Source organism: Aquirufa sp. Wall-65K1, from assembly GCF_054558475.1.
The window spans coordinates 147908-171316 of record NZ_JBPXKD010000006.1; the positions used below are offsets into that span (position 1 = coordinate 147908).

General features: G+C 41.0%; 14 protein-coding genes. 9 read left to right on the plus strand and 5 right to left on the minus strand.

Going from position 1 to position 23409, the window contains the following annotated elements; all coding sequences use genetic code 11:
* The 8 genes from ACST15_RS10530 to ACST15_RS10565 all read left to right on the plus strand — a co-directional run bounded on the left by ACST15_RS10530 (window position 1) and on the right by ACST15_RS10565 (window position 9034).
* Window positions 1–1197, plus strand: a complete 1197-nt coding sequence (locus ACST15_RS10530; RefSeq protein ID WP_459454613.1) for a Gfo/Idh/MocA family protein — start codon at window positions 1–3, stop codon at window positions 1195–1197.
* Entirely contained in the window at window positions 1197–2093 is an 897-nt protein-coding gene (rbsK, locus tag ACST15_RS10535; RefSeq protein ID WP_459454614.1) for a ribokinase, read from the plus strand. Before ACST15_RS10530 ends, rbsK begins: the two co-directional genes overlap by 1 nt.
* Window positions 2090–3037 (plus strand): nucleoside hydrolase, encoded by a 948-nt coding sequence (locus ACST15_RS10540; RefSeq protein WP_459454615.1) that lies wholly within the window; start codon window positions 2090–2092, stop codon window positions 3035–3037. The genes rbsK and ACST15_RS10540 overlap by 4 nt, the downstream gene beginning before the upstream one ends.
* 3 nt (window positions 3038–3040) lie before the next feature.
* Window positions 3041–4585, plus strand: a complete 1545-nt coding sequence (locus tag ACST15_RS10545; RefSeq protein ID WP_459454616.1) for an ADP-ribosylglycohydrolase family protein — start codon at window positions 3041–3043, stop codon at window positions 4583–4585.
* Window positions 4586–4603: 18 nt separating this feature from the next.
* On the plus strand, window positions 4604–5602 hold the full coding sequence (locus tag ACST15_RS10550) for a GRP family sugar transporter (RefSeq protein ID WP_459454617.1): 999 nt from the start codon (window positions 4604–4606) through the stop codon (window positions 5600–5602).
* An 83-nt stretch (window positions 5603–5685) separates the two neighbouring features.
* Window positions 5686–6135, plus strand: coding sequence for a hypothetical protein (locus tag ACST15_RS10555; protein WP_459454618.1), 450 nt, complete (start codon window positions 5686–5688; stop codon window positions 6133–6135).
* A gap of 50 nt (window positions 6136–6185) precedes the next feature.
* Complete coding sequence (locus tag ACST15_RS10560) at window positions 6186–7652, plus strand: sulfatase family protein (RefSeq protein WP_459454620.1); 1467 nt, start codon at window positions 6186–6188, stop codon at window positions 7650–7652.
* Between the two features lie 2 nt (window positions 7653–7654).
* Window positions 7655–9034, plus strand: coding sequence for a sulfatase family protein (locus ACST15_RS10565; protein ID WP_459454621.1), 1380 nt, complete (start codon window positions 7655–7657; stop codon window positions 9032–9034).
* Between the two features lie 5 nt (window positions 9035–9039).
* On the opposite strand, the gene ACST15_RS10570 is transcribed toward ACST15_RS10565, so the two are convergent.
* From ACST15_RS10570 to ACST15_RS10580, 3 genes are all read right to left on the minus strand, one after another.
* Entirely contained in the window at window positions 9040–10752 is a 1713-nt protein-coding gene (locus tag ACST15_RS10570; RefSeq protein ID WP_459454622.1) for a prenyltransferase/squalene oxidase repeat-containing protein, read from the minus strand.
* Window positions 10753–10756: 4 nt separating this feature from the next.
* On the minus strand, window positions 10757–11899 hold the full coding sequence (locus ACST15_RS10575; RefSeq protein WP_459454623.1) for a glycoside hydrolase family 88/105 protein: 1143 nt from the start codon (window positions 11897–11899) through the stop codon (window positions 10757–10759).
* A 143-nt stretch (window positions 11900–12042) separates the two neighbouring features.
* Window positions 12043–12543, minus strand: a complete 501-nt coding sequence (locus tag ACST15_RS10580; protein WP_459454624.1) for a heme-binding domain-containing protein — start codon at window positions 12541–12543, stop codon at window positions 12043–12045.
* Between the two features lie 344 nt (window positions 12544–12887).
* Here ACST15_RS10580 and ACST15_RS10585 point away from each other — a divergent pair, with 344 nt between their 5' ends.
* Entirely contained in the window at window positions 12888–13772 is an 885-nt protein-coding gene (locus ACST15_RS10585; RefSeq protein WP_459454625.1) for a YitT family protein, read from the plus strand.
* A gap of 308 nt (window positions 13773–14080) precedes the next feature.
* Here the strand turns inward: ACST15_RS10585 and ACST15_RS10590 are convergent, their stop codons facing one another.
* A complete protein-coding gene (locus ACST15_RS10590) occupies window positions 14081–14680 on the minus strand; it encodes a Crp/Fnr family transcriptional regulator (RefSeq protein ID WP_459454626.1) in 600 nt (199 codons plus the stop codon).
* Between the two features lie 174 nt (window positions 14681–14854).
* Window positions 14855–23350, minus strand: coding sequence for an invasin domain 3-containing protein (locus ACST15_RS10595; RefSeq protein WP_459454627.1), 8496 nt, complete (start codon window positions 23348–23350; stop codon window positions 14855–14857).
* Window positions 23351–23409: the final 59 nt, after the last annotated feature.

Consider the following 23409-nt stretch of genomic DNA (forward strand, 5'->3'; position numbering starts at 1 on the left):
ATGGCACAAGTTTGTATTCTAGGTGGAGGATTTATTGGTAGATTTTATGCGGATTCATTGACGGGTCGACGAGGAAAAGACCAGGTGAGTGTTGTTTATGCTCGAAAAGAAGAAACAGCAATTCGTTTTGCCAAAGATTACCAAGTAGCTCATTACACAACGAATATGGAGGAGGCCATCGCCCATCCAGCTACGGAGTTTGTGGTAATTGCTCTCCCGAATTACCTGCATGAAGAAGCCGTTAATTTATGTGTGCAACACAAAAAGGCGGTGCTTTGTACGAAACCGCTAGGCAGAACAGCCGAGGAGGCGCTGCGCATGACCCAAGCCTGTGAAAAGGCGGGGATATTCGCTGGTTATTTGGAAGACCTTTGTTATACGCCTAAATTTTTGAAGTCCTTAAAATCAGTTCAATCAGGCGCACTAGGTCGAATTTTATGGGCAAAATCCAGAGAAACCCATCCTGGTCCACATTCAGATTGGTTTTGGGATATTCAAAAAGCTGGAGGAGGTGCCGTGTTGGATTTAGGTTGCCATTGCATAGAAATTGCCCGCAATTTCATTGGCAAAGATGTAAAGCCTGTGGAAGTGATGTGCTGGGCAGATACTCAAGTAAAACCCATTGATGCCGAAGATCATGCAATTGGATTAGTAAAATATGAAAACGGAGCCATAGGGCAGTTTGAAGTGTCTTGGACTTTTCGTGGAGGAATGGACCTACGAGATGAAGTAATGGGAACCGAAGGGACTATTTGGATCAATTCATTTTTGAGAACAGGTTTTGAAATGTTTACTTCGGGCGCTGGTAAATCCTATGTGGCCGAAAAGGCAGAGAGCGATTCAGGCTGGCAGTTTCCTGTTGGAGACGAAGCCCATGAACTGGGTTATACCAATATGTTTACCGATATGTTTGATGCTTATGAGAAAGGGGGAAGTCCCATGGAAACTTTCTATGATGGTTATGTAGTGAACGCCATAATAGATGCGGCCTATCGATCAGCGAAAACAAAATTGTGGGAACCGGTGCAATTACCCGAATGGCGTGGTCAAGTTGGCCTATCAAAACCATCCGTTTACCAAGAATTTGATGGGGATCACTGGTTTATCAAGGAAGAGATTTTGCCTAATGGCGACAAGAAAGTTATCCTGAAAGTCAAAGCCACAGGGGAAATTATTGAAAAAGAAACTTGGGTATAATGGCAAAAATCATCGTTATAGGCAGTTCAAATACCGACATGGTTATCCAGTCGGACAGGCTTCCAGCCCCAGGGGAAACGGTCTTGGGGGGAACTTTTTTTATGAATCCAGGGGGAAAAGGGGCCAACCAGGCTGTTGCTGCCGCCCGACTAGGGGGAACGACCTATTTTATTGCCAAAGTAGGAAAAGATGTGTTTGGAGAAAGTGCCCTCAAACAATTTGCCCTAGAAGGAATTCATAGCGAATTTATTTGCCAAGACGATAAACAACCTTCGGGTGTTGCTTTAATCAATGTAGATGCCCATGGAGAAAACTGCATTACGGTGGCCTCAGGAGCCAATGCTCGCCTTTTACCTCAAGATATTGAAGCGGCGAATTCCCTCTTTCAAGCAGGGAATTGGCTTTTAATTCAACTCGAAATACCTTTAGAAACTGTCGTTTATTCGCTAGAAAAAGCCCATCATGCGGGTATTTCAGTTGTTTTAAATCCCGCACCTGCCTGTTCCTTACCTGAATCTATTTATGCTTACATTGATATTATTTCTCCCAATGAAACTGAAACAGAGTTTTTAACAGGAATCCGGCCTATGGATGAAGCTAGTTTATCTCAGGCTTGCGACTATTTTTTAACCCGTGGAGTGAGAAGGGTAGTCATAACCCGAGGGTCCAAAGGGGCCTATTGGAAAACATCCAAGGGTTTTGGTCATGTGCCAGCCCAGCAGGTTAAAGCGGTAGATAGCACCGCCGCTGGAGATTGTTTCAATGGAGCATTGGTAGTTGCCCTGTCTGAAGGAATGACCTTTGAATCAGCGATTGCTTTTGCTTGTAAAGCCGCTGCATTATCTGTTACTCAATTAGGAGCACAAGCCTCCATGCCCAATCGAAAGCAATTATGAAAAAACTTATCTTACTTCTTTTATTAGTTCCTTTTTTTCTGAACGCCCAAAGCAAAAAACAAAAAGTCATTTTTGATTGCGATTTGGGAGATGATATTGACGATGCCTATGCATTGGCCTATTTATTGACCCAACAGGACAAGTTGGAAATTTTAGGAATTACCACTTGTTATGGTAGAACAGACGACCGCGCTCGTTTGGCATTAAAGATGTTGTATGATACGGGACAAAGTCATATTCCGGTGTTTATGGGAAGAAATACGTCGCATATTGACAAAAGAGCCAACTGGTATGCGGATCAATTTTCTTGGGCTAAAGGATTTGAGGAAATTAAACCACAGGCCAAACCTGCTGCTGATTTCATCATCGAGCAAATCAAAAAATACCCCAACGAAGTCGTGGTTTTTTCGGTAGGGCCCGTCACTAACTTTGCTGACATCATCCAGAAAGACCCCCAAATTTTAAAGAAAGCAAAACATATTTATGCCATGTTTGGCTCATTTGATGTGGGCTATAACCAAAAGAAGCCGATTGATGCCGAGTGGAATGTTAAAGTAGATGTGCCCGCTTCCCAGCAATTTGTAAATTCTGGAGCTAAGATTACTTATGCTGGTACTGATGTAACTTCTCAAGTGAAACTTTCCGCGAAGAACCGTCGGCTTTTAAAGGAGAAAAATAGCCCCTTGACCAATGCGCTGACAGATTTATATCGACTGTGGGGTCAGGAGACACCTACTTTATTCGATCCAGTGGCCATCGCCATGTTGTTACATCCAGATTTATTTCAAACAGAAAAGCGGCACATTGCTGTAGATGATCAAGGATTTACTCGCAGCTCAGTTGGCAAGTCAAATGCCATCGTTGGTATAAAAATCAAGGAGGCTAAAGTTCTTGAAATTTTAATGGACCAATATTTGAATCAAAAATTTGCTTTAAAACCCTAAAACATGAAAAAATTTGGCTTGTTATTAATGTTTTTACCCTTTTTAGCCTGGTCTCAGTCTAAGTCGATTGTCCTTTCTAAACAGACGCTTCAAGATAAAATCAAGGGCGGATGGGCCGGACAAACCATAGGAGTGACCTTTGGTGGACCCATGGAGTTTCGTTACAATGGCACCATGATTGATGCCTACCAACCCGTTCCTTGGTACGATGGCTATTTGAAAAAGACCATGTTAGAAAATGCTGGTCTTTACGATGATTTATATATGGATTTGACTTTTGTTGAGGTCTTTGAAAGGGAAGGATTAGATGCCCCCATCGCCTCTCATGCCAAAGCTTATGCGGAGGCAGGATATGCACTTTGGCATGCTAATCAGGCAGGCAGGTATAATATTTTGCATGGAATAGGTGCACCAGCTTCTGGGCATTGGAAAAATAATCCACATGCAGATTGTATTGACTACCAAATTGAGTGCGACTTTGCTGGCTTGATGTCGCCAGGTATGCCCAATGCTGCCTCTAAAATCTCCGATAAAATTGGCCATATCATGAACTATGGTGATGGGTATTATGGTGGAGTATTTTTGGGAGCTTGCTATACTTTGGCCTTTGTATCCAATAACATTCCTCACATCATCCAGGAAGCATTGAAAACAATTCCTAAGCAAAGCGCCTATTACCAATGCATCTCAGATGTAGTGCGTTGGCATAAACAATATCCGAATGATTGGACTAAAACTTGGTTGGAAGTGCAGAAGAAATGGGCCCAAGATATTGGTTGCCCAGATGGCGTTTTTGCACCTTTTAATATAGATGCTACCGTAAATTCCGCCTATGTCGTGATTGGTTTATTGTATGGACAAGGAGATTTTACGAAAACCATGGAAATCACCACCCGTTGCGGACAAGATGCTGACTGCAATCCTTCTTCTGCGGGAGGAATATTGGGAACGATGTTGGGTTATGACAAAATTCCTACCTACTGGAAACAAGGTTTAAAGGAAGCAGAAGGGATAGATTTTAAATACACAAGTACCTCTTTGACCGATGTGTATAGCATTGGCTTCAAACATGCATTACTAAATATTGAAAGAAATGGGGGTAAAATTGTGGGAGAAAAGGTTTTTATTCCTGTGGAGGCGCCTAAAGCGGTGGCATTTGAAAAGAGTTTTGATGGGGTGTATCCGATTCAGAAAATTGGTGTGGGAAAGGCCCTGAAAGATGAATACCAATTTGAATTTAGCGGAAAAGGTTTTGTGCTTCGCGGCGAAACAGCCAAATGGGCCTCTACTTCCAACCATAATTTTGAAATGGAGGTATATGTCGATGGCAAATTGATGGAAAAGGCTCAATTACCCACTGCCTTTACCACTCGACGCCATGAATTGACCTGGAACTACGATTTGGCACCGGGTAAGCACCAAGTTCGTTTGAAACTATTGAACCCCGTAGAAGGACAGGAAGTGCGGATGATGGATGTGATAGTATATGATGCTCCCGGCAAAAAATCCACCGATTCGCAGTTTTACCGATTGGGAAATTTGAAATAAACCTCTAAATAGTACGCCATGTTTATCATTGAAAATTATTTGACCGCGGTTTTATTGTGCATCGTGACCATGCTATGCTGGGGGTCTTGGGCCAATACCCAAAAATTGACTAGCAGTCATTGGCGATTTGAATTATTCTATTGGGATTATGCGCTAGGGATATTGATTTCGGCAATATTGTTTGCCTTGACCTTAGGAAGTGTCGGAGAAGAGGGTCGAAGTTTTATCCCGGATTTAAACCAAGCTAGCCAAGAAAACCTCTTTTCTGCTTTTTTGGGTGGTGTAATATTTAATGGAGCCAATATTTTATTGGTCGCCGCTATTTCCATTGCGGGTATGTCCGTGGCATTCCCCGTGGGCATCGGCATTGCCTTGGTATTAGGTGTTTTGGTCAATTATTTGGCCTCTCCACAAGGTAGTCCCTTGTTGATTTTTGGCGGGGTAGCTTTGATTTCTTTGGCCATTATTTTAAATGCCCGAGCCTATAAACAACTGAATGAGGGAGTTTCCGAAAAGCTATCTAGCAAAGGTTTATTCTTGTCCGTTATTAGTGGCTGTTTGATGGGTTTATTCTATAAATACGTAGCAGCCTCTATGGCCACGAATTTTGTAGAACCTGAATTAGGGAAGTTAAGTCCTTATTCCGCACTAGTTTTATTTTCAGTGGGAGTTTTAAGCAGTTCTTTTTTGTTCAATACCTGGCAAATGAAAAAGCCGTTTTCGGGTAAATCCGTTTCTTTTGGGGATTATTTCCAAGGGTCTTTTCAAGACCATGTGATGGGGATCTTAGGCGGAGGGATTTGGTTTGTGGGGATGGCATTAAGCATCTTGGCTTCCGAAAAAGCCGGTCCGGCGGTGTCTTATGGTTTAGGCCAAGGGGCTACGGTAGTGGCGGCTATTTGGGGTATTTTCATTTGGAAGGAATTTGCCAAAGCCAAGAGTTCTACCAAAAGCATGCTCAATTGGATGTTGCTGTTGTATATTGTCGGTTTGGCATTATTGATTGGGGCAAAGTAATCTCAATGGCTATGAATTAAAGAAAACGGATACAATTTTACCTATTCTTTCATCGTATTACATCCATCAAGTATTGAATTATTATGAAGAATGTAGGTTTAGTGTTCTTATTAGGTGTATGGATGATGTCTTGTAAAAATTCCACTCCTGACCCTTTGAATGAATCAAATTTTAAAATCAAAGCAGGCTATATATGTGGCTGGGGCGCAGGCATAGATACCTTAGAAATTGCTAATCAAACGGTACGTTATGTCTATTATGTTCCTCGTAAATCGGCTAAGGCACAGATTTTAAAAACCAGAAAATTGACTGACCAAGAATGGACGGAATTAAAGAACTCTGTCAATTGGTCTCAGTTTATTCGATTAAATTATAAAACTTGCAATGTCTGTTTCGATGGTTGCGATGAATGGATTGCCTTACAAAATGGTGACTTGTCGCATCAAATTACCTTTAGCAAAGGCCTGAAAATTGATACGATTAATACATTACAAGCCAAAATTGCCCAGTTGAAAAGCGAATTATCTCAATAAGGAAACTTCTTATTGCCTTGATAAAAACCTAAACCTAAAAGATCCATTGCATGAAAAATTCTGTACTCCTTTTACTTTCCATGCTTGGATATTTTTCCTTACAGGCACAGCCTAAAAAACCGAATATTCTTTACATTCTGGTCGATCAATGGCGAGCACAATCCATCGGGTATGCGGGAGACAAACAAGTAAAAACGCCTCATTTGGATCAATTAGAAAAAGAAAGCCTCAATTTGCGTAAAACGGTTTCTGGAATGCCTGTTTGTTCCCCCCACCGAGCCTCCTTAATTACGGGTCAATACCCGCTTAGCCATGGCGTTTTTATGAATGATGTCTTACTCGATACCAATCGAACGACCATCGCTAAAATATACAAACAAGCAGGATATCAGACAGGATATATTGGTAAATGGCATATGGATGGACATGGGCGAAGTTCCTATATTCCCGAAACGCGCCGACAAGGTTTCGACTATTGGAAAGCTTTGGAATGCACCCATGATTACAACCATTCGGAATATTATTCGGGGGATTCACCTGTTAAAAAAACTTGGGAGACTTATGATGCCATCGCTCAGTCGGAAGATGTGGTGAAATACCTAAAGGCTCAATCTACTACTTCCCAACCATTCATGCTTTTTATTTCCATAGGTTCTCCGCATGATCCTTATCAAACGGCCCCAGAAAAGTATCGTAAAATGTACGAAAACCTGGAGCTTAAGTTGCGGGATAATGTACCTCCAGAAAATAGAGAAAAGGCCATTAAGGATACCCGTGGTTATTATGCGCACATGACGGCCATCGATGATTGCGTAGGGCAAATGTGGCAAGCACTCAAGGATCAGGGTTTAGACGAAAATACCATCATCGTTTTTTCATCGGATCATGGAGATTTATTAGGGTCACATGGAGCTTGGAATAAGCAGCAACCCTATGAAGAGAGTATTCGAGTGCCATTTTTACTGCATTATCCCAAAGCATTTGGGAGGAAAGGCAAGAAGTTAGATATTCTATTAAATACTCCCGATATTATGCCAACGCTCTTAGGGCTGAGCCAAATTAAAATCCCTAAATCGGTGGAAGGGCACGATTTTTCAGCTGTTTTGCAAGGAAAGAGAAAGGATGATGTGGCCTTTACACTGATATCTTGCGTGCAGCCTTTTGGCCAATGGCCTCGGGCTAAAGGAGGCCGAGAATACCGTGGTTTAGTTTCTAATCGGTATACTTATGTCAAAGATTTAAAGGGACCTTGGCTATTGTTTGACAATCAAAATGATCCATTTCAATTACGAAATTTGGTTAATCAGGATTCGGTGAAAGAAGTTCAAAACCAAATGGAAATGGCATTACAAACGGAATTGAAGAAAAGAAAGGACGAGTTTAAGTCGGGCCTTTTTTATGTCAAACAATGGAATTATTTAATTGATGAAACGGAAACTGTTCCTTATCAGAAAGTTAATTACCAAGGAATACCCATTAGCGATTTATCCACCGGTTATCCCCAAAATCCTAAATAAGCATGAAAAAATGGCTCGTTTTAACCTTAATAATGTTGCCTTGGATGGGGATTGCCCAATCCAATAAGCCTAATATCATTTTCATCTTGACCGATGATCATCGCTGGGATGCTTTGGGATATGCAGGTAATAAAATCATTCAAACGCCCGTGATGGATGATTTGGCAAAGAAGGGAATTTATTTCAAAAATGCCTTCGTTACCACGCCCATTTGCGCGGCTAGTCGGGCAAGTATTATCACGGGCATGTATGAAAGAACACATCAATATACCTTTGGACAAGGGGACATCAAGCCAGGCTATGTTGCCCAGTCTTACCCCGTCATGTTAAAGCTAGCCGGGTATTATACCGGATTTTATGGCAAATTTGGGATAAATTATGCGGGCTTTTCAAGTCTATTTGATCAAGGAGAAAGTTATGATCGTGATGATAAGCTAAAAGATTATCGAGGGTATTTTTATAAGAAATTGGGCAAAGATTCGGTGCATTTAAGTCGATATACCGGCCAAAAAGCCATGGATTTTATATCCCAAGCCCCCAAGGATAAACCATTTTGTTTATCTCTCAGTTTTTCAGCTCCCCATGCACATGACCCTTCTGAGCAGCAATACTTTTGGCAGCCAGAGGTAGATCATTTGTACCGAGATGTGACGATTGCACCACCTATTATGGCCACCGAGGCGGATTTTTTGGCACAGCCAGAATATGTTAGAACAGGCGAAAATAGAACACGCTGGTATTGGCGATTTGATACACCTGAAAAATACCAAAGAAGTGTGAAAGGTTATTATCGCATGATCTCTGGAGTGGATGTGGAGATTGGGAAAATCCGAAAGGTGCTGGAGGAAAAGGGTTTAGATAAAAACACCGTCATCATTGTCATGGGCGATAATGGGTATTTTTTGGGAGAACGGCAGTTGGCCGGAAAGTGGCTAATGTATGATAATTCCCTTCGTGTACCCATGATCGTATATGATCCTAGGAATTCCAAACACCAAGACATATCGGATGAAGTATTGAATATTGATATTGCACCTACCATTTTTGGCTTCGCAGGTCTGCCGATTCCCAATTCCTGGCAAGGGCAAAATTTATCATCCTATGTGCAGGGGAAAAGGCCAGCCAAATCACGAAAAGACTTTATAGTAGAGCACCTTTGGAAGGTTAAAATCATTGCTTCCAGCGAAGGAATTAGATCCAAACAATGGAAGTATTTCAGATACCGCGATCATTTAGATCGGGAAGAATTGTATGATTTACAAGCTGACCCATTGGAAAAAAATAATTTAGCCAATGAGCCAAAGTTTAAAAAGGTGTTAAATCAAATGCGCCAAAAATTAGCCAATAAAGTAGCTTCCTTGGAGGGACAACGGCTACCCTAATGGCTTTAATTTTTTCTTAAATACAGTTGATGTGAAAAAGGAGTGAAGCCTGTGATATAAACAGATGGAGCCTGCGCAAATGGCAAACCTCCCCTTAAGTGGATGGCTTTATGCTCTGCTCTGCCGGGGCCAAATCGGATGCTATCTTCAGCTAAAGTGTATTTCCCTTCGGCTTCTTTTAATAGGTAGGCATTACTTTCTTTTCCACTTGGAATAACTCCTTCAAATTGGCCATCTCCTCGAAAGATTAGTTCTAGACTCACAGGAACTCCGTCAGTTCCTTTCATGTCAATGTCAATATTCAAACCGCCCTCGATTTCCTTTACTTGAATTTTTGTTTCTAGGTATTGAATTTCACTTTGTTTACGATTGCTTCGAGGCATTTTTTCCCAATCGCCGCTCGGGTCAATTTGCTCTTTAGCATGTGGTTGAAAATATGGTCCATCCAACGATTGCTGAAGCAACCAAGTGTTCCCTACTTGCTTAATTTCCGGAGATTGAAACTGACCTTTCCCGAAAAATGAAGCCGCTAGACGTAGTCCTTGAAGAATGGCATTTCCATGATGAAAAGTCAAGAAATTGGGATTATTAACCAAGATGGTGGAATCCCATTTATCCCTCCTAATTCTGACTAATCCCGAATAAGGAAATGATTTTACATATTGAGTAGGGATACTTTCTCCAGCGGGAAGTTCTTGCCATAAAAAGGGTTCATCCAAAAAGTTTTCGATGTGCGTGCCAATCCTTGGAAAATAAGCTTTTTCAATCAATCGACACATGGCTGCAAAGCGAGGATTTTTATCTAAAATGGCTAAATAACGATAAGCATAATAGTAATTTTCAAACATATTAATGCCGCCTTTGTCTTGTCGGTTTGAGGCATCTGTCACCACTTCCATATTGGGGTGCACATAATACAAAGTCATTTCCAAGTTTTTCCGAACTACCTCCAGCAGTGCTGGTTTTTTAAATCCATGGTGGATGGCTATAAGTGCTTTGTTGATAATAGCGGAATAAATACCTGCACTTTTCTCGGTGTATTGTCCATCTGGATCTAGGTCAATATGCTCTTGGAGCCACTCTTCCGCCCTTGCCTTATATCGAGGGTCAGGCCAAATTTGATATAGTTTGGCCAAAGCCCCTGAGACCACCCAACGATGGTTTGGGGTATGAATTCCACCTACTACCAATGATTCTCCGCAACGCTTTAAAAACGTTTCTAACGGTTTCATCAGGTTTGTATAGCGATTATCGGCATTGTTTTTTTGAAGTAGGGCATAGGCCACACACAACTTTTCTACACTAAATGCTGTATCTGGAGGCGAGTGAAAATTGGTACTTAATAGGTCGATGGTGCCATCAGGATGTTGCATTTTCAGCAAACACTGTGTAGCCTGAATGGCTTTATCTAAGAGTATTTGAGATTGGTAAAAACTAGATTCCGGACTAATGACGGCACAGGCCACTTTCAGTACATAATAACCCGTAGTTTGTGGATTTGGAATATCATCCCCATCTCTAAAACCACCATAATAGACCTGCTTTGGATCGCTAATTCGAAGTGCTTCATAGCGAGGAAAATCTTGGTCATTTTGTCGAATGATTTGGATAAGCCAGGCTGGTTTTTCTTCCTTTGCCTTAGCCGAATAAGCCCAATGGGCATGACTTAACGAACCTAAACCCATTGCTCCGATTTGTACAAACTTTCTTCTTTTCATGGTATTAGTGGCGTGCGATTTTTTGGTATTCTAGAGCGAACATGATAAATGAACCAATGCCAAAGCCTTGGCCTTCCACGATTGGTCTTCCATAATAATAGTCTTTCATACCTACACAAGTTCCTCCGGAAACTCGACTAGGGCATAGGTAAGGGCCTTTAGGCTGCACCAAGCTATGTTTTTTTAAGCCTTGGTAAGCGGCATGGATAGAAGGTAAATATTCGGAAGGATTCAATAGGCCTAATTCTATTCCTTTAGCCATGGAATAAGCAAACATGGCTGTAGAAGAGCTTTCTTCCCAGTTTTTGGCGTCCTGTGGGTACAAAAGGAGTTGATACCAATGCCCAGTTTGTTTGTTTTGCAAAGATGGCAAGGTCCGAATGATGGAAAGAAATTCTTTTTTTAATGGTTCGTAGTAATTGGACTTGGGGCTAATGTTGCTTATCACATCAACCAAGGTCATGGTTACCCAACCATTTGCCCTACCCCAGTATTCGCTACTTTTTCGGGTCTTTTTATCTGGCCAACCCACTATACTGCATCCATCATCATAATCTTGATCATCATCGTCCCAAGCATGCACCCAAAGCCCTGTATTGGGGTTAGCTAAGGATTGACTATGTGCCTTTATTTGGGAGTAGATATGCGCCAGGTATTTTTCATCTCCAGTGCCTCGGTACATTTCCATGAGAAACATTTGGAGCATATATACCGTATCATCCCATAATTCAACGGTCTCTGTTCGGTGAGAAATGCCCCCATTTTTAGATCTTGGAGCATTTAGGTAATCTTGATATATCGCTTGGGCTTTGGTTTTGTATTTTTCCTCTTTGCTCACTCGGGCTAAAAACGCCATGCCTATTCCTGAAGCTATGGCATTGGGATGCTTGCCATTGGCTACATCGTATGTTTTATCCATGGCTGTTCGAATGTATTGAAGGTATTGTGCTTTTTCTGTATCCGGTTTACTTTGATATACATGAATTAAAGAATTAAGAAAAGTGGCTTGCCCCCAATCCCAAACATATTTTTCGGCAGGCATATACACTTCTCTACCGTATCGGTCTAATGAATCTATCCAAGTTTGAGCTTGACTTATACTCAGAGAAAAACACAAGAGGAGGCTGAGGAAAAATCTATTTTTCATCGCTTAATCATCATTTAAAAGGTCTAGAGCAAAAAAAGGGAAAAAGTGGCTTTTGTAGCCATACATTTTCCCTTCAATATAGATATTTTAATCCTTTATTCTGTACAAAAAATCATATAAATAGTTATATGATGATTTTTGTTTTAGGATTGTTTTCTTTTTTTCATCACTAAGCTATCAGCTGGATAATGAGCCTTCAGGCTGTCCATTTGAGCTTTTGCCCAGGAGATTAGCACCTCACGTTGTTCTTGACTCAGGTTCGCTTCTGGGTGTAGGCCAAAATACGTATAAGATTCCATGGGCATTTCTTTTTCTTCAACGGTTTCTACAATTTCTTCCAATTTATGGTTTTGTACCGCAATAGGTAATTGGGTGAAACTAGATAAGTTTAAATGTTTCTTCCCATCATTGATATGGTGCGTTAAGAAAAACCCAACAGGTTGAATGTTGTGGTACCATGGATAAGTACTTTTATTCGAATGGCAGTCGTTACATGCCACTTGAAGAATATGATTCACATTTTCAGGTACTAGGTATTTCTTGGAGATAGCAAAAGTTTGATCATCAGATTCATTTTTTTCTTGGCGGATAAATTGTATCCCCACAAGAACAACGATAAGGGTAATTAGAATTTTCTTTTTCATGCGATGTATTCGATTGGTCTTTTGGTTCTTATTTCCCTAATTTAGTAAAAATTAGGAATATTTTAATCTAATTTATGGGAGAAAAATCCAATTTTAAGTCAAGTGAATTTTATTGATTACGATATTTGACATAGTTGAAATCCACCCAGGTTAAGGTTTGAGTTATTTCATGATTTAGTTAATTATCTAATTATTCTGTTCGATCCTTTTTGAATTAGGTTTCAATCTAGTTAGCCTAGTGCTTTTGAAAAAAGTGTTTAATTATAGAATGGAACAGCGAATGGTTTTATGCTGTTAATAAAGAAGTTTAATGCCTATTCCGATTGTAAATATAATTTTAGCCTATGCCAAATAAACATTCTTCAAATAAAAGCCGCAATCAGTCTTTGCTCAAGGATATCGTTTTAATCATTTTGGGGATTTTTTCGGCCTCATTTGGTTTCAAAGGGTTTTTATTGACCAATCATTTTATTGATGGAGGTGCCACCGGTATATCTTTATTACTCACGAATGTGACTAAATTACCCTTGGCCATATTATTGATCATCATCAATATTCCTTTTGTTTTATTAGGCTTACGCGTGATGGGCCGAACCTTTGCTATCAAAACAGCATTTGCCATTTCTGGATTAGCGGCTGTAGTGGCCTTTGTTCCTTTTCCTGATGTAACCAGTGATAATTTATTGGTGGCCTTGTTTGGTGGTTTTTTTCTGGGTGCAGGTATAGGTTTGACTATACGTGGGGGAGCGGTGATTGACGGAACAGAAGTATTGGCTATTTATTTGAGTAAACGATTGGGAACGACCATAGGAGACATCATCATTGGTTTAAATGCGTGTATTTTTTTAGCGGCTACCTATTTTCTTTCGGTAGAAATTGCCCTTTATTCTATGGTAACCTATTTATCTGCTTCCAAGACCTTGGATTTTTTCTTAGAAGGTTTTGAAGAATATATGGGAGTGACTATTATTTCAAGCGAACATAATGCCATCAAGGAAATGATTCAAAAGGAAATGGGAAGGGGTTTTACGGTCTATTCAGGAAAAAAGGGATTTGGGAAAAAGGGGGAATCAGAACATGTGGACATCGTTTATACCATTGTGACTCGATTGGAACTTAATCGACTGAACAATGCCATTGAACAAATTGATAAAGATGCTTTTGTGGTTATGTCTAGTGTAAAAGATACCAAAGGAGGCATGATTAAACAGCGACCACTGAAACATTAAAATAAACCAAGGACAGTTTTTTGGGATGAATTGGCCAAACAAATCAAGCAGCTTAAGAAGCTATTGATAAGGCCTGATTAGTTGCTTTTTGGCATAAAAAAAGGAATAAACTCACTGGCTAGACATTACTGTCAGATAGAAAGAAATTCCTTTTTCGTTTATTTATTAAGAACACGGAGCAACTAGCTAACTAATAGTAGTTGTGATTTGGTTTCACAAAAGTAAGTCAAAGGATGGCAATCTCATCGAATTATTTTCAAATTTGATATGTCCTCTTGATAATTGTCAATAATTTAATCCCCTTTGAATTACGATATATCGGGATGATCATGACCTAATCTACTTAATGTTTCGGGTCTAATTCCCAGAAATTCGGCAATGTATTTATTCGGAATTCGTGATATACTTTCGGAGTATCCAGAGGCCAAAAATGCGTCATATCGGTCTTTGGCATTAGGAATCCGTGAAATATAGACTCTTTCTTCCGCTGAAACTAAGTAGAATTCAAACAAGGTTCGATAGATAGTTGCCATATCTGGAAAGTGCTTTAAGCAATATTGCAAATCGTCATAATGCAATGATTCCGTTTGTGTGGCTTCTATAGCTTGAATATTTTCTTTGCAAGGCGTCCGCATGAAAAATCCGCCCACCGAGGTGAAAACATGGTTCTCCCAATCTACCCATTGGGTAATTTCTTTTGACCCATGCTGGTAATAACCACGAACTAATCCTTTTTTAATTAAATGTAAGTGGCTGACTGTGTCCCCAGCTTGGCATATTAATTCGCCTTTCTTAAAGCTATGACTTGTCATATGGGCTGAAAGGTATTGTTTTAAATCCTTGGAAATAGGAGTAATTGAATTAAAAAAGATTAGGCTATATAAATTCTTGGGTGTCGGGTTACTCATAGTTGAATAGAAACATGAATGGGATTTGCTCATTTCTAATGAGTCGAAACTGCATATTCCCTCAAAAGTTATGTTTAATTCTATGAAATAAAAAAGAAAAGGAGGGCAATTTTTTAGGGGCAAAAAAAACGAGGACTTGAAGCCCTCGTTTTTACATGCATTAAAGTAGTTATGTTAACGATCCAACGCAGTGCGATTTATGAATACGTAAGTTGAAATATTTGGTTTAACACCAAAGAAATCGACAACATAATAATATACCCCATCTGGTAATTTTTTATCTATGTTTAATACATTGTTAGGAGAACTTTCTCCACCCCAATCATTTTTATAGTTTTCAGTTTCGAAAACTAAATCTCCCCAACGATTGTAAATACTGATTCTATTACGGTAGTTCAAAATTCCTGGAATGATCAATTTATCATTGAATCCATCATTGTTTGGCGATATTCCTTGCGGAACAAAGGTGTCACAATTATCTGGATCAAGTCGGTTTGGAATACCATCCTTATCACAATCAGGCATAGCACCATAATTCAAATCATCTTCTAATAAATCAGGAATTCTATCATTATCGTCATCTGGATCTATGTAATCGTAAATACCGTCTTTATCAGTATCCAATGGGGTATTTAGATTATTTCCAGCTCCAATACTATCCGGAGTTCCGTCGTTGTCAGAATCCGTATCACGGTAATCTGGCGTTCCGTCACCATCTGTGTCAACAGGTTTATTAGGATCTTTTCCTACCTCAATTCTGTCAGGGATACCATCATTGTCACTATCCACATCACGGTAATCTGGTAGTCCGTCTTTGTCAGAATCCACAGGTCTGTTTGGATCAGATCCAGCTTCAATCTTGTCGGATAAGCCGTCGTTGTCAGAATCCGTATCACGGTAATCTGAAACGCCATCTTTATCTGTATCTAATGGAGCGGCAGGATTAGGTCCTACTTCTACCTTGTCTGGAATGCTATCATTATCAGAATCGCTATCGATATAATCAGCTACACCATCTTTATCAAAATCAGCTGGAATTAAGGCATCCGGGCCAACTTCAAAGCTATCTAAAATGGTATCATTATCAGAATCGGTATCACGGTAGTTTGGTAAGCCATCGCCATCGGTATCCAATGCTTTGTTGGCATCAGAACCAATTTCTAAACGATCTAAAATGCTATCATTGTCAGAGTCGGTGTCAACATAATCTGCTTTACCATCTTTATCAGTGTCTAAAGGATTATTTGGATCTGATCCTGCTTCCATTTTATCTGATAAACCATCTGCGTCAGAATCCACATCTCTAAAGTCATAGCTACCATCTTGATCTGAATCCAAAGGATTGCTTGGGCTAGGGCCCGCTTCAATCGCATCTGGAATCGTATCATTGTCTGAATCTAAATCCCTAAAGTCTTCGATACCGTCTGAGTCACTATCTAATGGTTTGAATCCATTTCCACCACCTTCAATTTGGTCTGGAATTTTATCTCCATCAGAATCTAGGTCTAGGTAATCTGGAGTACCATCTTTATCCGTGTCTACTGGAGATTTTGGATTGCTTCCTGCCTCATAGATATCCATAATGCCATCGCCATCCGAATCGGTATCTCGGTAATTGGCTAAGCCATCTTTATCAGAGTCAATAGGCGCACTTGGATTAGCTCCTGCTTCCATAGCATCTGGCATTCCATCTGCATCGGAGTCAAGATCTTCAAAGTCTTTTGTGCCATCCTTATCTGTATCCACAGGACTTTCACAAACCACGCTTTCAATTTTATCTGGAATACCATCTCCGTCAGAATCTTCATCACGGAAATTAGGGATTTCATCACCATCCACATCACCACCTAATTCAATACGATCAGGGATACAATCATTATCCGAATCTAGGTCAAAGAAGTCAGGCGAGCCGTCCTTATCTGTATCAATAACGGCTTTGTATTGACCACGATCATCCCATCCGTCATCATTGTCGTCATTTTTATTGTCACAGGTAGCGCATTTGCTCTTGCCTTCCCATGCGTCTGGAATACCATCACCATCAGAGTCTAAGTCTAAGTAATTTGGAGTGCCATCACCATCATTATCACGGTCACGCTCATCGGTATCACCTAACCAGTCTCCATCCGAATCTTTATCACGGTAATTTGGTTTACCATCTTTATCCGCATCTCCTGTAGATTCAACTTTATCGCTGATGGCATCACCATCGGAATCAAGATCTAAATAATCTGGAGTACCGTCCTTATCTGTATCTGGAATTGGAGCTGGATTAGATTCTAAGAAGTCAACCAATCCGTTACCGTTTACATCTGGAGCTGATCCATTGATGTCAACACGTCCATCATAGTTGGTATCTATAACCCCACGAGTGCTATTCGTAGCCTCCCAAGCATCCATAATACCATCATTATCTGAATCAGTATCTAAGTAGTTTGGAATTCCGTCACCATCACTATCAACAGTTCTTTCCATGGAATCCAAAATACCATCATTATCAGAATCAAGATCTAGGTAATTGGCATCACCATCACCATCACTATCAATATTCTTTTCAATGATATCTAAAATGCCATCACCATCTGAATCAGGATCTTGAGAGTTCGGGATACCATCACTGTCAAAGTCTTGACAAACAATACCACCCGTATATCCACCGTAACATTCCATGTCATTGGTTATGCCATCACCATCACAGTCTCCTAAGAAATATCGTTGATATCCTAAAGAACCTTTCACTGGAATATATCCTGGGATACCTCCAATACATGAGTTCAATGGAGCTGCATCGGTACCATTGGTTGTTCCATCGCCGTCGCAGTCTAAGCCTTTCCAAGTAAGGGTTGTTTTGGAGAAATCTTGACTCGCCACCAAGTACGAACATGGATCATTTTTATCGGTACCATCGGTTACTTCTTTTTCATCAGATACACCATCTCCATCCACGTCATCGGCAACAACCACAATATTTTCTGCTTGTACGCCTGCTCCCGTAGTTGGGGTAAAGGTAAATCCACCATTACCTGATCCACCTTGGTATTTAATTCCAAGTAAAGAGAAGTCTGCCACCCCATTAACAAAGTCACTTGGGCTGGTTAATTTAATCGTTCCAGAAAGTCCTGTTACATTACCTGTTAAATTCGTAACAACAACTGTGATGTTGTTTTGGGATGCATCAAAGTTTTTCACTACGTTGCCATATTGGTCAAGGGCCTTTAATGAACCTACTAAAGGTTGACCTACCACTTGCTGCGGAGCGAGTGTTACTTCCAATTTAACAAAGGTTGAGTTAACTACTTCTACCTGTAATTCTCCTTCTTTTGGCGTATTTACCACCCCATCAGTAGCCGAAATGGTAGCAACTTCTGCTTTGTAAAGAATAATCACTGCACTTGCAATACCATTGGTAAATGTTAGGTTGACTGTACTTCCAAATTCAGATAAAGATGTACTAAGTGTAGCATTTAGATTGACATTAGTCGAACTTGGATTTTGAACAACAATATTACCTGCAGAAGTTGCATTTATATTTACGGTAGTTGCTGTGGTAGTTGAATTTGTCTTTTTAACCGTTTGATTCAATGTGCCATTACCACCACCAATGGACGTAGGAGTGTTATTTGGGGCACCTGCACTAGGCTTATATTGGTCAGAGGCTGCCGAAGCTCCGGTAAAGGTGATCGGTTTCATACCAGCATAAGATGGAATGATGTTATCATATTGATCCAATGCACGTATGGTAATAGTCTGAGCAGTACCTGCCTCTTGCTTGGTTAAACCACTAATGAAATAGCGATAAAGTGGACCCGGGCTTACCGTAAAGGCATTACTATCTCCCACTTTTCCGTTTACATTAGATCCAGCTCCGGTACCAGTGGCGCGTAACACTATGCCGGTTTCTGCTTTGTTATAAACTACACCGGTGATGGTGACAGAACTTGTTCCTGCCAAAATAATTCCAGTATAAGTACCTGAAATGGTACCTGTTCCAGTTTTAACACTTAAGGTAATTGTTCCATTAGCCGTAGCTAAAACCGTATTGTCATTTTCGTCAGTTAAGGTGGCCGTTATCGTTTGCGTAGTACCCGCAACATAATTGCTAAGTGTACTCAATTTGATTTTTGAGCCAACTCCCGCACTAACTGCAAATGCGTTGGAGTTACCAATTTTACCATTGGCACTACCTGCACTTGTACCCGTTGCTTTCAATTCAACGCCAGTTTCAACTTTATCATAAGTAACACCTGTAATGGTTACACTTGAATTGCCACTAATGATTGTGCCACTAATTGTGCCACCTAAAGTACCTGTTCCCGTTTTAACACTTAATGTTACCGTAGTATTGACGTCGGCATTGACAAGGTTATTATTGGCATCTACTAAGGTAACTGTAACAGGGAAGGCATTTAAGGCAATTTTATCCGTAATGTTTGAAACAATGAATTTATTTGCACTACCAGCCGTTACATTGAATGCATTTGAGTCTCCTGATTTTCCACTGGTATTTCCAGCACCTGAACCCGTAGCTGTGATAACAACTCCTGACTCTAATTTGGTGTAAGTAACACCAGAAATAGTAAGTGTGCTCGAACCAGCGGTCATGGTTCCAGTTAAAGTTCCACCTAAAGTACCTGTACCTGTTTTCAAACTTAAGCTTAGGGTTCCATTGGCGGTTGCATTGACTGCATTTCCATTGGCATCAGTCAATGTAACTGTTACAGAGAATGCCGTTCCTGCTGCTTGGTTTCCAATGTTACTTACCACTAATTTAGACGCTGCAGAGGCAGTTGAACTGAACCCTGCTGACGTTCCAGTTAAGTTAGTATTGTCTGTAGCTGTGATGGTCGTAGATGTACCTGCAACTGTATGCGTAGTAAATGTTACTGTTGCTATACCATTGGCATCTGTTGTGCTTGTCGCAGATGAGAATGAACCATTTAGGTCGCTCTTCGACCAAGTTATCGTTTTACCAGCAGTTGTCACTGGATTATTATTGGCATCAACCAATTGAGCCGTAATTGTTACAACGCCTCCTGCAGTTGGAGATGTATTGCTGCTAGTCACGATGTATTTAGCACCAGCCCCAGCTACTACACTGAACGCATTGGAATCTCCCACTTTACCTACGACATTACCTGATCCTGAACCAGTTGCAGTAAGGGACACACCTGCTTCTGCTTTGGTATAAGTAACGCCAGAGATGGTTACTGCACTAGAACCAGAAGTAATGGTTCCTGTAAGTGTTCCCCCTAAAGTACCTGTACCTGTTTTACGAGTCAAGGTAACCGTTCCATTGGTAGAAGCATTGACTGGATTTCCATTGTCATCTGTTAGTGTTACTGTTACAGCAAATGCCGTTCCTGCTGTTTGACCAGCAATATTGGAAACAACTAATTTTGTAGCTCCTCCAGAACCAGTAGTAATGGCCGGACTTGTTCCTGTTAAGTTCGAATTGTCAGTTGCAGTAATCGTTGTAGTTGTACCAGCAACGGAGTGCGAAGTGAAGACCACTGTGGCTGTTCCATTAGCATCTGTAGTACTAGTTGCCGAAGCGAAAGTACCATTGATATCACTTTTAGTCCAAGTAATGGTTTTACCAGCAGTTGTAACAGGATTATCATTAGCATCTAATAACTGAGCTGTTATGGTTACTGTTGCACCTGCAGCAGGTGAACTAGAACTGCTAGTTACTAGGTATTTAGCACCTGCTCCAGCCACTACAGTAAAGGCATTAGAATCACCAACTTTAGCTGCCACATTACTTCCAGCACCTGATCCTGTAGCAGTTAAAACTACGCCAGTTTCGGCTTTGGTATAAGTAACACCTGAGATGGTAACTGCACTAGATCCTGAAGTAATGGTACCTGTAAGTGTACCACCTAAAGTACCTGTACCAGTTTTACGAGTAAGAGTAACGGTTCCATCAGTAGTTGCATTGACCGCATTGCCGTTTACGTCGGTTAATGTAACTGTAACGGCAAACCCTGTACCAGCGGTTTGTTGCGAGATAGAAGAAACAACTAATTTAGTTGCTGCACCAGCCGCGTAGGTAATGGTAGATTGAGTTTGAGAACCTGTGCCACTCTTTACCGGGTTGGAATTTAATGTTGCTACAAAGATACCACTACCAGAGCTTGTTGGAGCAGTAACAGTAGCTGTATAGGTACCATTTGAGTTATCTGAAACAGTACCAATTGTACCAGAACCCGAAGATTTAGTGATGGTAACGGTAGCTCCACCTGCTCCTACATTATTTCCATTGGCATCTTTAGCAGTCACGGTTAATACTTGAGTCGTAGAACCGTCGGCTGTAATAGTTGCTGAAGTCGGAGTTAATGTAGATGCAGTAGCATCTGCAGCACCAGCAACCACGGTGAATGCATTGGAATCACCCGTTTTTCCGTTCACATTTCCAGCCACAGAACCCGTAGCAGTTAAAACTACGCCGGTTTCGGCTTTGGTATAAGTTATACCCGAGATGGTTACTGCACTAGATCCCGAAGTAATGGTACCTGTAAGTGTACCACCCAAAGTACCAGTACCTGTTTTGCGTGTCAGCGTTACTGTTCCATCAGCAGTAGCATTGACTGCATTTCCGTTTGCGTCTGTTAAGGTAACCGTCACAGCAAAAGCAGTTCCTGCAGTTTGACCTGAGATGGTAGAAACAACTAATTTACTTGCTCCACCTGAACCAACAGTAATGGTGGATGTTGTTCCAGTCAAGCTTGTGTTATCTGTCGCTGTAATGGTTGTCGTGGTTCCAGCTAAGGTATGGGCTGTGAAGGTTACAGTAGCTGTTCCATTGATATCCGTATTACTTGAAGTAGGAGAGAAAGAACCATTATTATCACTCTTAGTCCAAGTAATGGTTTTACCTGAAGTTGCAACAGGATTATTATTAGCATCTACCAATTGGGCGGTGATAGTAATAGTACCGCCAGCCGCTGGGGAGTTTGAACTACTTGTTACGATGTATTTGGATGCAGCGCCCGCTACTACCGTAAAGGCATTAGAATCACCTGATTTACCAGAAACATTACCTGATCCAGAACCAGTAGCTGTTAACTCTACCCCTGTCTCTGCTTTAGTATAAGTAACACCTGAGATGGTTACTGCACTAGATCCTGAAGTAATGGTACCTGTAAGTGTACCACCTAAAGTACCTGTACCTGTTTTACGAGTAAGAGTAACGGTTCCATCCGCAGTTGCATTGACTGCATTGCCGTTTACGTCGGTTAGTGTAACGGTAACGGCAAAACCAGTTCCAGCGGTTTGTTGCGAGATAGAAGAAACAACTAATTTAGTCGCTGCACCAGCCGCATAGGTAATGGTAGATTGAGTTTGAGAACCTGTGCCACTCTTTACCGGGTTGGAATTTAATGTTGCTACAAAGATACCACTACCAGAGCTTGTTGGAGCAGTAACAGTAGCCGTATAGGTACCATTTGAGTTATCTGAAACACTACCAATTGTACCAGATCCCGAAGATTTAGTGATGGTAACGGTAGCTCCACCTGCTCCTACATTATTTCCATTGGCATCTTTAGCAGTCACGGTTAATACTTGAGTCGTAGAACCGTCGGCTGTAATAGTTGCTGAAGTCGGAGTTAATGTAGATGCAGTAGCATCTGCAGCACCAGCAAGCACAGTGAATGCATTGGAATCACCCGTTTTTCCGTTCACATTTCCAGCCACAGAACCCGTAGCAGTTAAAACTACGCCGGTTTCGGCTTTGGTATAAGTAACGCCAGAAATGGTTACGGAATTGGTGCCAGAAGTAATGGTACCTGTTAAATTTCCACCTAAAGTACCAGTACCAGTTTTGCGTGTCAGCGTTACTGTTCCATTAGCACTTGCATTTACCGCATTGCCATTTTCATCAGTTAAAGTAACGGTAACGGCGAAACTAGTGCCAGCTGTTTGCTGAGCGATATTACTTACCACTAATTTAGAAGCTCCACTAGCATCTGTTGTAATATTTGTAGTAGTACCCGTAAGGCTTGTGTTATCCGTTGCCGTGATGGTTGTTGTTGTATTAGCAACAGTATGTGTTGTAAATGTCACGGTAGCTGTACCACTGGCATCCGTTGTACTTTGTGCTGATGAGAAAGAGCCATTGGCAGCATCACTCTTAGACCAATTAATGGTTTTACCAGCGGTACTGACAGGGTTGTTATATGCATCTACTAATTGTGCTGTAATCGTTACATTAGCTCCAACTACAGGAGAGTAATTGCTACTGGTAACAAGGTATTTAGATGCTGTTCCGGCTACGACAGTGAATGCATTAGAATCACCAACTTTGGCTGCTACATTACTACCAGCACCTGTTCCTGTTGCAGTTAAAACTACACCCGTTTCAGCTTTGGTATAAGTAACACCTGAGATGGTAACTGCACTAGATCCAGAAGTAATGGTACCTGTAAGCGTACCACCTAAAGTACCAGTACCTGTCTTACGAGTAAGAGTAACTGTACCATCAGCGGTAGCATTGACTGCATTGCCGTTTACGTCGGTTAATGTAACTGTAACAGCAAACCCTGTACCAGCTGTTTGTTGCGAGATAGAAGAAACGACTAATTTATTCGCTGTACCAGCAGTATAAGTAATGGTAGATTGAGTTTGGGAACCAGTACCACTTTTCACAGGAGCTGCGCCTAATGTGGCCACGAAAACGCCTGAACCAGCCGTAGTCGGAGAAGTGACAGTAGCGGTATATGTACCATTGC

Coding starts and splice junctions, on each gene's coding strand:
- ACST15_RS10530 (WP_459454613.1), top strand. CDS start 1: ATGGCACAAGTTTGTATTCTAGGTGGAGGATTTATTGGTAGATTTTAT.
- rbsK (WP_459454614.1), top strand. CDS start 1,197: ATGGCAAAAATCATCGTTATAGGCAGTTCAAATACCGACATGGTTATC.
- ACST15_RS10540 (WP_459454615.1), top strand. CDS start 2,090: ATGAAAAAACTTATCTTACTTCTTTTATTAGTTCCTTTTTTTCTGAAC.
- ACST15_RS10545 (WP_459454616.1), top strand. CDS start 3,041: ATGAAAAAATTTGGCTTGTTATTAATGTTTTTACCCTTTTTAGCCTGG.
- ACST15_RS10550 (WP_459454617.1), top strand. CDS start 4,604: ATGTTTATCATTGAAAATTATTTGACCGCGGTTTTATTGTGCATCGTG.
- ACST15_RS10555 (WP_459454618.1), top strand. CDS start 5,686: ATGAAGAATGTAGGTTTAGTGTTCTTATTAGGTGTATGGATGATGTCT.
- ACST15_RS10560 (WP_459454620.1), top strand. CDS start 6,186: ATGAAAAATTCTGTACTCCTTTTACTTTCCATGCTTGGATATTTTTCC.
- ACST15_RS10565 (WP_459454621.1), top strand. CDS start 7,655: ATGAAAAAATGGCTCGTTTTAACCTTAATAATGTTGCCTTGGATGGGG.
- ACST15_RS10570 (WP_459454622.1), bottom strand. CDS start 10,752: ATGAAAAGAAGAAAGTTTGTACAAATCGGAGCAATGGGTTTAGGTTCG.
- ACST15_RS10575 (WP_459454623.1), bottom strand. CDS start 11,899: ATGAAAAATAGATTTTTCCTCAGCCTCCTCTTGTGTTTTTCTCTGAGT.
- ACST15_RS10580 (WP_459454624.1), bottom strand. CDS start 12,543: ATGAAAAAGAAAATTCTAATTACCCTTATCGTTGTTCTTGTGGGGATA.
- ACST15_RS10585 (WP_459454625.1), top strand. CDS start 12,888: ATGCCAAATAAACATTCTTCAAATAAAAGCCGCAATCAGTCTTTGCTC.
- ACST15_RS10590 (WP_459454626.1), bottom strand. CDS start 14,680: ATGAGTAACCCGACACCCAAGAATTTATATAGCCTAATCTTTTTTAAT.